The sequence below is a fragment of the Polyangium jinanense genome (assembly GCF_028435265.1).
In the GTDB taxonomy this organism is placed as follows: domain Bacteria; phylum Myxococcota_A; class Polyangia; order Polyangiales; family Polyangiaceae; genus Polyangium; species Polyangium jinanense.
Window position 1 is genome coordinate 554,493 of record NZ_JAGTJK010000002.1, and the last position, 12,927, is coordinate 567,419.

The 12,927-nt window shown below is 68.3% G+C and carries 14 protein-coding genes; 7 read left to right on the forward strand and 7 right to left on the reverse strand.

Annotation, left to right across the window (positions count from 1 at the left end):
• Positions 1–249 precede the first annotated feature (249 nt).
• From KEG38_RS06725 to KEG38_RS06735, 3 genes are all read left to right on the forward strand, one after another.
• Entirely contained in the window at positions 250–1,074 is an 825-nt protein-coding gene (locus KEG38_RS06725) for an OmpA/MotB family protein (RefSeq protein WP_272418235.1), read from the forward strand.
• Positions 1,075–1,118: 44 nt separating this feature from the next.
• On the forward strand, positions 1,119–2,069 hold the full coding sequence (locus tag KEG38_RS06730) for a Ppx/GppA phosphatase family protein (protein ID WP_272418236.1): 951 nt from the start codon (positions 1,119–1,121) through the stop codon (positions 2,067–2,069).
• 443 nt (positions 2,070–2,512) lie between these two features.
• Positions 2,513–3,019, forward strand: coding sequence for a CarD family transcriptional regulator (locus tag KEG38_RS06735; protein ID WP_136920397.1), 507 nt, complete (start codon positions 2,513–2,515; stop codon positions 3,017–3,019).
• An 81-nt stretch (positions 3,020–3,100) separates the two neighbouring features.
• Here the strand turns inward: KEG38_RS06735 and KEG38_RS06740 are convergent, their stop codons facing one another.
• Positions 3,101–3,553 carry a hypothetical protein gene (locus KEG38_RS06740; RefSeq protein ID WP_272418237.1) on the reverse strand — a complete coding sequence of 151 codons (453 nt, stop codon included), beginning with the start codon at positions 3,551–3,553 and terminating at the stop codon, positions 3,101–3,103.
• A 5-nt stretch (positions 3,554–3,558) separates the two neighbouring features.
• Entirely contained in the window at positions 3,559–4,077 is a 519-nt protein-coding gene (locus KEG38_RS06745) for a tRNA (cytidine(34)-2'-O)-methyltransferase (RefSeq protein WP_272418238.1), read from the reverse strand.
• 103 nt (positions 4,078–4,180) lie between these two features.
• On the opposite strand from KEG38_RS06745, the gene KEG38_RS06750 reads away from it, so the two are divergent.
• A complete protein-coding gene (locus KEG38_RS06750; protein WP_272418239.1) occupies positions 4,181–5,341 on the forward strand; it encodes a hypothetical protein in 1,161 nt (386 codons plus the stop codon).
• A 76-nt stretch (positions 5,342–5,417) separates the two neighbouring features.
• On the opposite strand, the gene KEG38_RS06755 is transcribed toward KEG38_RS06750, so the two are convergent.
• From KEG38_RS06755 to KEG38_RS06765, 3 genes are read right to left on the reverse strand one after another with little or no spacing between them, the layout of a single operon-like run.
• Entirely contained in the window at positions 5,418–5,834 is a 417-nt protein-coding gene (locus tag KEG38_RS06755; protein WP_272418240.1) for a hypothetical protein, read from the reverse strand.
• 24 nt (positions 5,835–5,858) lie between these two features.
• Entirely contained in the window at positions 5,859–6,644 is a 786-nt protein-coding gene (gene rnc, locus KEG38_RS06760) for a ribonuclease III (RefSeq protein ID WP_272418241.1), read from the reverse strand.
• 19 nt (positions 6,645–6,663) lie between these two features.
• On the reverse strand, positions 6,664–6,960 hold the full coding sequence (locus tag KEG38_RS06765) for a 4a-hydroxytetrahydrobiopterin dehydratase (RefSeq protein WP_272418242.1): 297 nt from the start codon (positions 6,958–6,960) through the stop codon (positions 6,664–6,666).
• Positions 6,961–7,028: 68 nt separating this feature from the next.
• Here KEG38_RS06765 and KEG38_RS06770 point away from each other — a divergent pair, with 68 nt between their 5' ends.
• Together KEG38_RS06770 and KEG38_RS06775 are read left to right on the forward strand one after the other, a co-directional pair.
• Positions 7,029–7,652: a zinc ribbon domain-containing protein gene (locus KEG38_RS06770; protein ID WP_272418243.1), complete on the forward strand. Its 624-nt coding sequence runs from the start codon at positions 7,029–7,031 to the stop codon at positions 7,650–7,652.
• Between the two features lie 105 nt (positions 7,653–7,757).
• On the forward strand, positions 7,758–8,573 hold the full coding sequence (locus tag KEG38_RS06775; RefSeq protein WP_272418244.1) for a hypothetical protein: 816 nt from the start codon (positions 7,758–7,760) through the stop codon (positions 8,571–8,573).
• Between the two features lie 11 nt (positions 8,574–8,584).
• Here the strand turns inward: KEG38_RS06775 and KEG38_RS06780 are convergent, their stop codons facing one another.
• Entirely contained in the window at positions 8,585–9,616 is a 1,032-nt protein-coding gene (locus KEG38_RS06780) for a peptidyl-prolyl cis-trans isomerase (RefSeq protein WP_272418245.1), read from the reverse strand.
• A gap of 52 nt (positions 9,617–9,668) precedes the next feature.
• Positions 9,669–10,943 carry a metallopeptidase family protein gene (locus KEG38_RS06785; protein ID WP_272418246.1) on the reverse strand — a complete coding sequence of 425 codons (1,275 nt, stop codon included), beginning with the start codon at positions 10,941–10,943 and terminating at the stop codon, positions 9,669–9,671.
• 198 nt (positions 10,944–11,141) lie between these two features.
• Between KEG38_RS06785 and KEG38_RS55435 the strand changes: the two genes are divergently transcribed.
• Positions 11,142–12,917, forward strand: a complete 1,776-nt coding sequence (locus tag KEG38_RS55435) for an SBBP repeat-containing protein (protein ID WP_272418247.1) — start codon at positions 11,142–11,144, stop codon at positions 12,915–12,917.
• The last annotated feature ends 10 nt before the right edge of the window (positions 12,918–12,927 follow it).

Here is a 12,927-nt window from a genome sequence, read left to right on the forward strand (position 1 = left end):
CTCTGATGTACCCCTTCGGTTGAAGGGAGATCGCTCTGCAAGCATTGCGAGGGCGGAACGCAGGAACAGATGGGGTGTAGTGTCCCTCGCGATTCCAGGCGCCTACAACCTCCTCTTTCGTCGCCAAACGTCGCCTATTGACACTGTGAGCGATCTATGCATCGGGGGCCGCGAAGCATGTCTCCCCTTGTGCGACACATCGAACCTCGGCTACCGTCCGGACGTCCGTCAAGCGTCCAGGAGGACAGGATGTCGATGCGTCGCACGACCTCGTGGCTCCTGCTCGGATCCGCCCTCTTCGCCTTCACGGGCGCTACCGGGTGCGGCTACTCCGAGGAGGAGATGCAGGCCAAAGTCCGTGAAATCGAGGCCCTGAAGGGCCAGCTCGCCGATGAGGAGAGGCAAAACAAGAAGGCTCGCGGCGAGCTCGACGACGCGAAGGCGCAAATCGAGCAGCTCAAGCAGCAGCTCAAGAACGCCGGCGTCGATATATCGAAGCTCAACGCGAGCCTCGAGGAGCAGTCGAAGGCCCTCGAGGAGTACCGCCGCCGCGCCGAGCAGCTCGAGGCGATCAAGAAGCGCTTCGAGACGCTGCGCGAGAAGCTCCAGGCCCTGACGAAGCTCGGCCTCAACGTGACCGTGCGCAACAACCGCATGGTCATCCAGCTCCCGGGCGACGTGCTCTTCGACCCCGGCAAGGAGACGCTGAAGAAGGACGGGCAGGACATCCTGCTCAAGGTCGCCGAGGTCGTGCGCACCGACTCGGCCCTGTCGCAGCGCTCGTTCCAGGTCGCCGGTCACACCGACAGCGACAAGCTCACGGGCGGTCGCTTCAAGGACAACTGGGGCCTCAGCGTGATGCGCGCGCGTGAGGTGCTCTCGTTCCTCATCGAGACGAATGAGAAGGGCGGCGGCGGCCTGAGCCCCGCTCGCTGGAGCGCCGCGGGCTACGGCGACACCGACCCGGTGAAGCCGAACGACACGCCCGAGAACAAGCTCGCCAACCGCCGCTGCGAGCTCGTGGTGCTGCCGAACGTCGAGGAGATGCTCGACCTCAAGACGCTCGCGAACTGATCGAGCGTCCATCCGATCCTTTGTCCTCCAACCATCTGAGCTCCATGCGATTCGCCGCCATCGACATCGGCACGAACTCCGTTCTCTTGCTGGTCGTCGAGCAGAGGGGCGACGAGCTCGTTCCGATCCTCGAGCGCGCCACGATCACGCGCCTCGGGCAGGGCGTCGACGCGACGCGCAAGCTCGCGCCCGAGGCCGTGGAACGCACGCTCGATTGCCTCGCGCAGTACGGCAAAGAACTGCGCGCGGCCGGCGCCGCGAAGGTCGCCGCCGTGGGCACGAGCGCGATGCGCGACGCGAGCGGCGGTGACGCCTTCCGCGCCGAGGCAAAGGTGCGGCTCGGCGTCGAGCCACGTGTCGTCTCGGGTCGCGAGGAAGCGGAGCTCACGTTCGAAGGCGCGCTGTCGGGGCTCGGTCTCTCGGGCCCCGTCACGGTTTTCGACGTTGGGGGCGGCAGCACGGAGATCGTGACGGGCGACACGGCGAAAGGGCTCGCGCACGCGACGAGCCTCGACATTGGCAGCGTGCGGCTCACCGAGCGGCACGTGAAGAGCGACCCACCGACGGCGGCGGAGCTCGAAGCGGTGCGGGCGGATGTGCGCGCCTCGCTCGAGCGCACGGGCTTCTCGCCGAGCGGCGCGCTCGTCGGCGTGGCAGGCACGGTGACCACGCTCGCGGCCTATGCGCGGGACGTGTTCCCTTACGACGCTTCCCGCGTGCATGGCGCGCGTCTCTCGCGGGACGAGGTCGTCCGCGCCGTGGGCTCGCTCGCGGCCATGCCGCTCGCCGAGCGACGCGCCTTGCGGACGATCAAACCGGAGCGTGCGGACGTGATCGTGGCGGGTGGGGTCCTCGTCGCGGAGGTGCTCGCGTGGGCCTGTGAGGCACGGGCGTCGAGCACGCCCGCCGTGGAATCCACCGCCGAGCTCATCGTGTCGGATCGGGGTGTGCGCTGGGGGCTCGCGCGAAGGCTTGCGGAAGGGCGCGAGGCGTAACGGCGATCGCTCGCTCTGCCGCCCATCCATACGCGTGTCCGTTGCCGTTTCACCGGACCGTTGCCATAACTGTATGGAAGCTCGCCGGTAGAAGCCAATTCGGTTGACAGATCCCGGCGTTCTCACTAGAGTGCGCGCGCCTGGCGCAAACTAACCCCTCACCGGGACGTCGAGATCTCGAGACGTGAGGGGACTTCTCTCAACAACCCCGAAACCCCTTCCACCGTCAGCTCCCCCGCGGTGTCTTCGATGGTGACCGAACCAGCAGCGCTCTGCGATCTCCCGCATCCCCCAGGCCCTTATCGTGGTCTTCGCGGCGGCGCTCCCCTCTTCGGAATGAGACACCAGATCCAACGGTTCCTGGCCGACCTCGAGCGATCGCATCGCTCGGCCCAGCGGGGACACGGGATCGAAGCGGCGGGGCGGTAGGCAAAGGAGACAGTATGCAGGCTCGTTCGGAGATCCAGTTCAAGGTAGGCGACAAGGCGGTTTATCCGGCCCAGGGCGTGGCCGAGGTCGTCAACATCGAAGAGAAAGACATCGCCGGGAACCGCCAGCGCTTCTACGTTCTCCGCATCCTGGACACCGACCGCAAAATCATGGTGCCGGTCTCCAACGCCAGCGCCGTCGGGCTCCGTCAGGTGATCTCGGAGCAGGAGATCCGCGAGATCTTCGATATCCTGCGCGAGCGCACGATCGCGTTCGACAACCAGACCTGGAACCGCCGCTACCGCGGCTTCATGGACAAGATCAAGACGGGCTCGATTTACGACGTCGCCGAGGTCTTGCGTGATCTCTACCGTCTGAAGACGGACAAGCAGCTCTCCTTCGGCGAGCGCCGCATGCTCGACACGGCGCGTTCGCTCATCGTGAAGGAGATCGCGATCGCGCGGGGTCAGACCGAGGAGCAGGTGAAGACGGAGATCGAGGCGATCTTTCTCGCCAACTGAACCGTAGAGCCGCGCGCGCAAGGGGGCGGTGCGGTTCCCCGAAACAGGGCCGATTCCACGAGGAATCGGCCCTTCGTTTTTTTAATTATTTCCCGGACGAACCTGCACCGGCGGCAGCGGCGGAAACGGAAGATCCACGCGCCACGCTTCGTCCTCGAAGACACACGCGACCTGCGCGTGGTCCTCCGGCCCGAGGCCGATGATCTCGACGAGCGCGTGGTTGCCGGAGATCTGCGCCGCATACCGTTGGGGCTCGAAACGAACGACGAAGCGCGAGGGCACGATCATCGCCTCGGGCGCGATCGTCTTGCCGCTCGCCGCGCTGTAGCGCTGGGCTCGCTCGGCGAGGTTTCCACGCGCGCGCTTCGAGAGCAGCTCGAACGCGCTCTTCGCCGCGGCCGGGTCGCCGTTCACGAGCCGCAGGCGCTCGACGAGCTCGCGCACCGCGCCGTCGGGCGATGCGTTCACCGGGCGCCGGTTGCAGCCCGCCGCGGAGGCGAGCAGCGCCAGGCAAAGCAGGAGTGGCTTCATCATCGAGGTCATCCGAGCGTCGTCTGCGAGAACGCGCCGATCTGCCGCAGGGCCTCGTAGAGCACGATGCCCACCGCGTTCGCGAGGTTCAGCGAGCGCACGGGCCCGAGGGTCGGGATGCCGTAGACGTCGTCGGGGAAGCGCTCGAGCAGCGCGTCGTCGAGGCCCTTGCTCTCCTTGCCGAACACGAGCACGTCGCCGGGCCTGTAGCCCGCGTCGAGGTAGCTCTTCGTGGCCACCGCGCTGAAGAGGCAGAGGCGTGCGTTCGGCAAGCTCGCGCGGAATTGGTCGAAGTCGGCGTGCTGTTCGAGCTCGACGAGGTGCCAGTAGTCGACGCCGGCGCGGCGGACCGAGTGCTCGTCGATGCGGAAGCCGAGCTTGCCGACGAGGTGCAGCTTGCTCTTCGTGGCGGCCGTGAGCCGGGCGATGCTGCCGGTGTTCTGCGGGATCTCGGGGTCGACCAGCACGACGTGCAGGGGCTCGTCGAGGGGTCGTGCGCGGAGGCGAGGGCGCTGGTCCTTGGCCACGCGGTCTTTCTAGCCCCATGCGCCCCGGGCACAAGCTTCCGTTCGGAGAGACCTTGACGGGAAAGCGGCCCCCACCGTAGCCTCGCGGCTCGGAGATCCTGGTATGCGTCGATTCGGGTGGATCGCGGCAGCTGCCGCGCTCGTCGCGGCGGTGGCGGTGCCTCGCCAGGCAGAGGCGGACACGATGGACCCCGCCCTCGCGCGCCTCGTGACGGACGAGAGTTGCCGCGCGCCGGGCGGAAACGGCGGCCTCTACTACAACCCGCAGTCGGGCTATTCCCGCTGCGGCACCGACGATCTCGCCTTCGCCAAACTCATCGGCGAGTGGGGCTTCGCGCTTGCGCCGACGGCGATGCATCCCGCGCGAACGACCGGCTACGGCGGGTTCGATCTCGCGTTCGAGGGCGCGTTCACGAACATCTCGTCGGGCGCGCAATACTGGGAGCTCGGGACGCAAGGCAAGCAGGACCCGAACAACAAGCTCTTCTCCACGCGCAACACCGGGCCTGACAACTTCCTCCAGGTCTTCTCGATGAAGACCCGCTACGGCTTCGCGCCGCTGTCGTTGCCGCTCGGCATCCTCGGCGTGGAGCTCGGCACGAAGATCGGGTTCATGGCGAACTCGAACATCGGCATCCTCGGCGCCGACGTGCGCATCGCGCTGCTCGAAGGCTTCCGCACGGGCATCCCCGCGATCTTCCCGGACATCGCGGTCGGCGGCTCGGTCACGACCTTGACGGGCAACCCCGAGTTTCAGCTCACGGTCGCGGCCGCCGACGCGCAGCTCTCGAAGCCCATCCCGATCGCGGGCAGCGTCGTGCTCACGCCGTACGTCGGTTACTCGTTCCTCCGCATCTTCGGCGACTCGGGCCTCATCGACCTCACGCCGAACACCGACGCGCTGAACTACTGCGGCTACCGGGGCGGCAACTCGCCGGCCACGCCCGATCCGAGCAGGCCCTCCCGCGACGGTCAGCCTGTCTGCGCCACGGGCACGAGCGCAGACTTCAACAACACGGTCGTCTTCGATCCGGTCCGCATGACGCGCCACCGCATCGACGCGGGCCTGCAGTTCCGCTTCCAGATGGTGCGCATCGGCGCGCACTTCGTGACCGACGTCATCGATCCCGAGGAGGCGAACCAGGACGAGGCCTCGTTTGCCCCCACGCCGGATCCGAACGACGATGCGGCCGCCACGGTGAACAAGTTCCAGGGGCTTCCCCGGCAGTACACGCTGGCCTTCGACGTCGGCCTCGTCCTCTAGGAACGAGCGACGCCCAAAGCAAAACGGGCCGCCTCGTTCGAGGCGGCCCGTTTCGTTTTCAGGCCTGCGCGGCCGCTCATTTCTTCGTGTTCACGTCCGGCAGCGTGTAGCCGAGCTCCCGTATGATCGCGCGGAAGTTTCGGTCCTCGTCACGCGCCGTGCTCAGGTGCTCCATGAACTTCTTGAAGTTGCCGTCCTCGGCCGCGGCCGCCGCGCGCTCGTAGTTCGCGAGCACGAGCAAGAGGTGCGGGTGCGCCTTCGTCACGGCCGCGGGCACCTCCATCTTGCGACCGACCTTCGCGCGCGCCTCGGCCAGCGCCTTCACGACGAGCACGAGCTCCTTGTCGAACGTACGGGGCTGGAGCATGTCCCCTTCCTTGCGCGCCCCGTCGAGTAGGAGCGCGGCGCGGTCGAGATAACTGCCTGCCCACGCCGGCAGAACGGTGAAGACCAGCGCGAGCGTCACAAGCACGGCGAGCGCGATCCGGCGCATCTGCGAAAACCTCCTCAGAATGTCTCAGGCATCCTCCGTCCGCGGGAGGGCACCGTTGGACGGACGAACCTCGGACTCGTTGGATCCCGAAGATACTTCGCTCGCCGCGTCCGCGTCACCTGACCACAAGCGCAGGATCGCGGCCCGCGCGGCCTCCTGCTCCGCGAGCTTTTTCGAACGGCCCTGGCCTTCGCCCACGACCTGCTCGTCGATCTCCACGACGACCGTGAAATCCCGGTGGTGCGGCGGTCCCTCGACGCGCACGACGCGGTAGCGGGGCGAGGGGCCGCCCGTGGCTTGCACACGCTCTTGCAGCTCGCTCTTCGGATCCCGCGTGCGCTCGGGGCCCTCCGTGAGGCGCGCGAGCGGCTCGGCGATCACCGCGTGCACGAAGACGCGCGCCGCGTCGAGCCCACGATCGAGGTAGATCGCGCCCATCATCGCCTCGACCGCGTCCGCGAGCACGTTCATGCGGTCACGCTCGCCTGCAGCTTGCGCGCCTCGACCGAGCCGGAGCGCCGCGCCGAGCTCGACAGAGCGCGCCCACGTGGCGAGCGGATTCGGGTTCACCAGGGCCGCGCGCATCCGCGAGAGCTCGCCCTCGTCCGCGCCGGGAAAACGCAGCATCAAGAGCTCGGCCACGCAGAGTCCGAGCACCGCGTCGCCGAGGAATTCGAGCCGCTGGTTGTCGGCGCACGCGCCTTTGCGTTGCTCGTTCGAGAAGCTCGGGTGCGTGAGCGCCTCCTCCAGATGAGGCAGCTCGCCGCTCAACCCGAGCCGCGCGAGGAGCGCTTCTCGAGGGGACTCCATCACCGCGTCGGATCCTCGTTCATGCGCTTCCGTAGAGCCGATCGGTCGCTTCGGCCATCTCCGTGTCGAGGCCCGTGATCCCGCCGGCGTCGTGCGTCGACCAGACGACCGTCACGCGGCCCCAGCCGAGGTGGACGTCGGGGTGATGATCATGCTTCTCCGCTGCGAGGCCCACGCGCACGACGAAGGCGAGCGAGGTGGAAAAGTCAGGGAATTTGTAGGTCTTCTGGATGGTCTCGCCGGCGCGCGACCAGCCTGCGTGCGCGGCGAAGAACGTGGCGATGGCGTCGTCTTCGAGCTTCTGTCGCTTCGACATGGTGGGGCATTTGTAAACGTTGGGGCGCGCGCTGGGAACCCGGCGCGCGCTAAACTCCCCGCCGCCCGATGCCTGCCCTCGTCGCGTGCCCCTTCTGCCGTGAGATGTTCGAGCCCTCGGAGGCGCGCGTCTGCCCCGAGTGTGGCCTCGCGCTGGAGGACATCCGCAAGCTGCCGCCCTCGCGCGAGGCCCTCGAAGACGAGGAGCCGGTGCCGCCCGAGATGGAGACGTTGCCGTTCACGTACGTCGGCCGCGGACGCGGTCCGCTCGTGATGATCGCGGCGCTCGGACTCGTCGCGTTTTTTCTGCCCTGGATGCGCGAGACCGCGCCAGAGCTCCATGTGTTCACGGGATTCGGGTTCGCGGAGCGCTTGCAGTGGATGTGGGCGCCTTTCGTGTCGTGGATCGTGATGCTCCCGCTCGTGCTCTCGCGCCGCTCGATCCACGCGATGCGCGGCGCGCGCCTCGCGGTCGGATTCCTCGCGGCGATCGTGATCATGACCGTGATCATGCGCGTCGCCGTGGTCCCCGAGAGCACGCGCAACCTGCCTCGTCGCTTCGCGTGGGCGTACGGTCTGCACGTGACATTCGTGCTCGGCTTGCTCGCGCTCGGCGCGTCGACGCGCTTCGGCGGGCGCGTCGATGACTTGCGCTCGAAGGAGGCGCGCAAGGGCGACGAGATGTTGCATTGAGGCCTTTTGCGGCCGCCTCGGGTCGACACGGCCGAGGCGCTCGCGTATTCTGTGGGCGGCGGGTTTTCTTCGCGCGGCGCGGGGCGGGTCCGTCGGAGGTGCGCCATGGCCAAGTCACCGATGAGCGCGCAACGCGTCCGGCCGAGAGCGGACTCGTCCGACACCGATGCTTTCGAGGTGCCCGCGGCCGTGCTCTGCACGATCTGTGGTCAGTCGGATTGCTCGGGGTGCACGCCCGCGGACGAGACGGCCTCGGGCGTGATGGCCATCGTGCCGTGGGAACGCCCGGGTGGGACGGCGTGGTCGCGGCTCTGGGGGACGGCGCTCGCGACGACGCAGGGCGCGGACGCGTTTTTCTCGGCGCTGCCGGACGGCGCGCTGCCGCCGGCCGTGCGGTTCGCGATCGTGGCCGAGATGCTCGCGGTCGGCTCGATGGTGGCGATGCTCCTGCCGCTCGCCGCGCTCGCGCTGCCGAACCTGGCGCTCCAGGTGATCGGTGATCCGGAGATGCGCGTGCGGGCGATCGAGTGGTTCGTCATCGGCGTGCCTGCGCTCGCGCTCTGGATGGTCGTGGCGCACGCGAGCCACGGCGCGGCGCTCGACGCGGGCGCGCGAAAGCAGGGGGCGCGGCCGCAACGAAGGCGCGCGCTAAGGTTTGGCCTGTACTCCTGCGGCTGGGATCTGATGACGGGTCCGCTCGGCGCGATCTGGATGCTCGGATCGCGGGGCGCGAAGGCGGCGGCGGAGGTCCTCGCGCTCTCGATGCGCGTGCCGGGTCGGGCTTCGGACGCGCTCCTCAAGGGGGTCTATGGTTTGCCCGAGGATGCGGCGGCGCGCGCGCGGCGCACGGGCACGGTCGTCGCGGTGATCTCGGCGATCGTCTCGGCGTTCGGGCTGCTCCTGGCGATCGCGCTCGCCTGAGCGCGCTCGCGTCAGCGCGGGCCCGCGGGCGTCTGCGAGGGCGCGGGCGGGCCTGCGGCCGGGCGCCGCGACGAGGGCAAGGTGCCGGGGCGCTTGGCCGGCGTGATCTCGCCCATCGCGCTCACGCCGAGCATCTCGAGCAGGTCGGGGTTCGTCTCGCCGAGGTGCTCCTTGCGCAGCGCGGCCACGACCTCCTGGATCTTCTTCTGCGTGCGCTCGTGCATCAGGATCTGCTTGATCGAGGGCGCTTCGAGCTCGATCGGACGATCGACGGCCTTGATGCTCTGGCGCCGCCAGACGACGGCCCACGACGAACCTTCGGCGACGGGCTCGGGCACGAGCTCGCTGTCCTTCACGCCCTCGACGGCTTTCACGAGCGCGACGTCGACCTTCACGTTCGGGTCCGTCGTCGTTCCATCCGGCGCCGCGAGCCCGAGGTTGCCGCCGCGCATGTTCGTCGACTTGTCGAGCGAGAGATCACGCGCGAGCTCGTTCCAGCGCTTCGGCGAGAGGTCGGCCTTCGCCTTCTGGATGACGTCGAGCGCTTGTTCGCGCGTGGCCACGAGGATGCGCCAGATCGCGACGCGCGACGGCGCGTGGTACTTGTCGCGGTTCGCGTCGTAGTAGGCCCGCACCTCTTCGTCGGTCACGCCGCCCTGCGCGGCGACCTCGGCGCGGATCTGCGAGACGATCGCGTTGCGCAGCACGCTTCGAACGCGCTCGGCGACCTCGGGCAGCTCGCGCATCTTCGCGGCCTCGGCGCCCTCGGCGTAGAGCGTCTCCTTGAGGACGGTCTCTTCGACGAACTTGCGGCGGATCTCGTCGTGCGTCTTGCCGAAGTAGCGGAGCTGGAACGGCGGCATCGTGGCGAGCCTGCGCTCGACCTCGCGTACCGTGATCGTTCGAACTCCAACCTTCGCGACGACAGCGTCGCCGTCGGCCGGCGCAGCCGTCTGGGCGAGCACGTACGAGCTCGCGGCCGAGGCGGCGACGAGCGCGATCGAGGAGGCGAGGATCGCGCGAAGGATCGAGGCAGAGCGCATGACGAGGCCATTCTTGTCGGGCGGGGGCCGAGGTCAAGCTGGCTCGCTTCTTTCAACGGCAGAACGTGAAATACGTGGCGACGAACGCGATCACGAAGAGCGGCCATGTCGTTCGCACGAACCCCGCGAGGTCCGACGCGAGGCCTCGGCCCGCGCGGCGCGCGGCCTCGCGCTTGCCGATCCTGCGGATCGCTTCCTTCTCGATCACCGCGTGTTCTTCCTCGTCGAGTGGATCGTCGCCGGCGAGGTGATGCAGGTGGTGGGTGATCTCGTGGTCGATCGTCTCGTCGATCTCGGCGACCACGTCGAACGAACGATCGCGGCGGTGCTCGGTCTGAAATGTCCGGTAAAACAAGCGGATCTCGGGCGCGCGTGGGATGCCGAGCGTCGCGTCCGTGCCGCCGGGCGTGTAGCAGCCGAGCAGCGGCTCGCCGCCGTCGTCGCAGGCGGGCACGCCGTCGTCGACGATGAGGTCGATGTTGCGCACGCCGCGCGCGCGGTAGATGCGCTCGGCGGCCTCCGTGACCATCGCCTCGAACGTGTCGAGGTCCGGGAAGGCGCGGCGTGACTTGCGAGGTTCGCCGACCTCGTAAGGGATTTCGCGATGCCAGGGGACGTCGAGATCGTTTCGCGCGCCACACGCGGCGCAGCGATGCACGGCGACGAGGCGAGCCGAATAGTGCGCTTGGTAGAGGAGATCGGCGACGGCCTGGTAGGCCTCGGGCGGGGCTTCGGTGAGCGCCTTGGCGATGGCCGAGGCGCGGCGCTCGCGGCCGAGCGCGGTGATGCCCATGGCGACGACGAGCGCGGGCGTGATGCGTGTCTGCGCGGACTCGGCGCGGAAGAGCGGGAGGGCTTCCTCGACCGTGCGCGCGGAGATGCGGATCGAGCGGGCGAGCTCGGTGCCCACGCGGATGGCCGGGATCGCGTGGGCCACCTCGTGATCGAAGGGCGCGTCGAGCTCGGGGTCGTCGAGCTCGCCGTCGACGAACGGCGCGATCTCGAGCAGGCGCGAAGGGACCACACGGAAAACCTCGCTGCAGTTCTCGCAAGGCAGCTCGGCGAGCTCTTCCGTTTGCACGCCGGTGTGGACCAGGAGCGCGCGGAGCACGTGGAAGTCACGCAGGGACAAACCGCGCGCGTCGAGCGGCGCGCCGGCGTCGGTCTTCGCGACGTTCTCGGCTTCGAGGATCGCGAGCGCTTCCAGGCAGCCGCCCGGGCGTGTATCGGGCGTGCGGGCGCGTGTTTTGGCGCGCCGAGCGGCCTCGTCGGAGAGGCGCGCTACGCGGCCGGATGGCAGGTGCACGCGGGCGGAGAGGCGGGGCACGTCGAGGCGATGATGCCGGAACGCGCCAGCGTCAACCCGTGGTCGGATCGTGGGCGCGGGCCGATTGATTCGGCCGCCGGGCTCCCGTAGAGTCGATTCCTCCCCCAGCGCGTTATCGGCGCGTATTGCTTTTCGCACAGGAGAATGCTCATGCCCCACGCGGATCGTCGGATTCGTCGCTCGTTAGGTCTGCTCGCCGTGCTCGGTCTTTCCGCGGTACCACTCGCGTGCGGGTTCGATGAGAATGGATCGCTCCCCGTGCAGGCGGGCGGCGCGGCCGGCTCGGGGGGGACGGCGGGCGCAGGCGGGGCGGGGGGCACGGGGGGGACAGCGGGTGCGGGGGGCATGGGTGGCACGGGCGGGGGCGGCGTGATGTGCGCCCCGGGCGAGACGAGGCCGTGTTATTCGGGGCCTGCTGCCACGGAGGGCGTCGGCCTCTGCAAGGCTGGCACGGAGGTTTGCGGGGACAACGGCATGGAGTGGAGCACCTGCGAGGGCCAAGTCGTGCCTGCGTCTGCCGAGAATTGCAGTCTGCCCGGGGACGAGGATTGCAATGGGCTTGGCGATGCGGATGAGGCCGTCTGCTGTACGCCGACATTCGATGATTGCACGACGCCGGCGGATGAGGATTGCGACGGCACGGCCATCGCGATGTGCACGGGCGCGCCCCTGGGTAGTTTCTCGCCGCCGGGGAAGATTTCGGCGCCGATGGACGACACGATCTTCGACGTCGCGGTGGCGCCCGACGGCGGGTACGTGATCGCGGGCGTGATCGACGGCACACTCGACAACGATTTCTTTACTGTGTCGGCGGGCAGCGCCTACGTCGCGAAATTCGACGCGGCCGGCGTGAAACAATGGGAGAGAGCGTACCCTGCGACGGCGTACGGTGTCGTCCGTGCGCTCGACATCGACACGGGGGGCAATGTCATCCTCGTGGGCGAGTTCAGCGGGACGATCGATTTCGGCGGGGACGACCTGACGACGCCGAGCCCGGGGGCTGACATCTTCGTCGTGAAGCTCGACGCCATGGGCATGCATGTCTGGAGCAAGCGATTCGGGACGACGAGCACGCAGACGGCCCAGGGCGTGGCGGTGAACGGTGACGGAAATCTGTTCGTCACCGGATACATTCGTGATGACGAGTTCAGCTTCGGCGGCGATTCGTTCAATCCCGGGGGCAACGACGACATTTACGTGGTGAGCTTCGACGCCGACGGCACGCACCGCTGGAGCCGCGCGTTCATCACGGGCGGGGACCAGCGAGCTTGGAGCGTCGCGGTTACGAAGGACGGCCACCCGGTGATCGTCGGCCAGACGAGCAGCAACGTGAACCTCGGGGGCTCGTCGAACCCCGGCTACGGCTCGAACCAAGACGGCATCATCGCCGTGTACGACAAGCAGGACGGCGCTCATCTCTGGAGCAAATTCGTCGGCCCGTCCAACGATCAGAACGTCAACCATGTGGCCATCGCGCCGAATGGGAACGTCCTCGTCACGGGGCGCTTCGCGGGCTCCGTCGACTTCGGGTCCGACTCCATCAATGTGTCGGGCAGCACCGACACGTATTTCGCCGAGTTCAACGCGGCCGATGGCGCCCCCGTTCGCGGCAAGCGTATCGGCAGCACGAACACGGAGACGCGCGGCATCGGCGTCGCCGCCGACGGCGCAGGGCACATCATACTGACCGGGCGTTACTCCGGAGGCATGCTCGACGTGGATGGCCAGGTGCTTCCTGCCCCCAACGGGACCGACGCCTTCGTCGTCAAGCTCGCCGGCACGGACCTGTTGCCCCTCTGGGCCAAGGCGCTGGGCGGCGCGGGCAATCAGTTCGGCTGGGACCTGGGGATTGATGAGAAGGGCACCGTGATCGTCGTCGGCGGGTTCTACACGGAGCTCGAGCTCGGCAATCCGCTCGAGAAGCTCACCACCATGAACGGCGCCGACCTCTTCAGCGTCCGTCTCGCGCCCTGACGAACCGTGG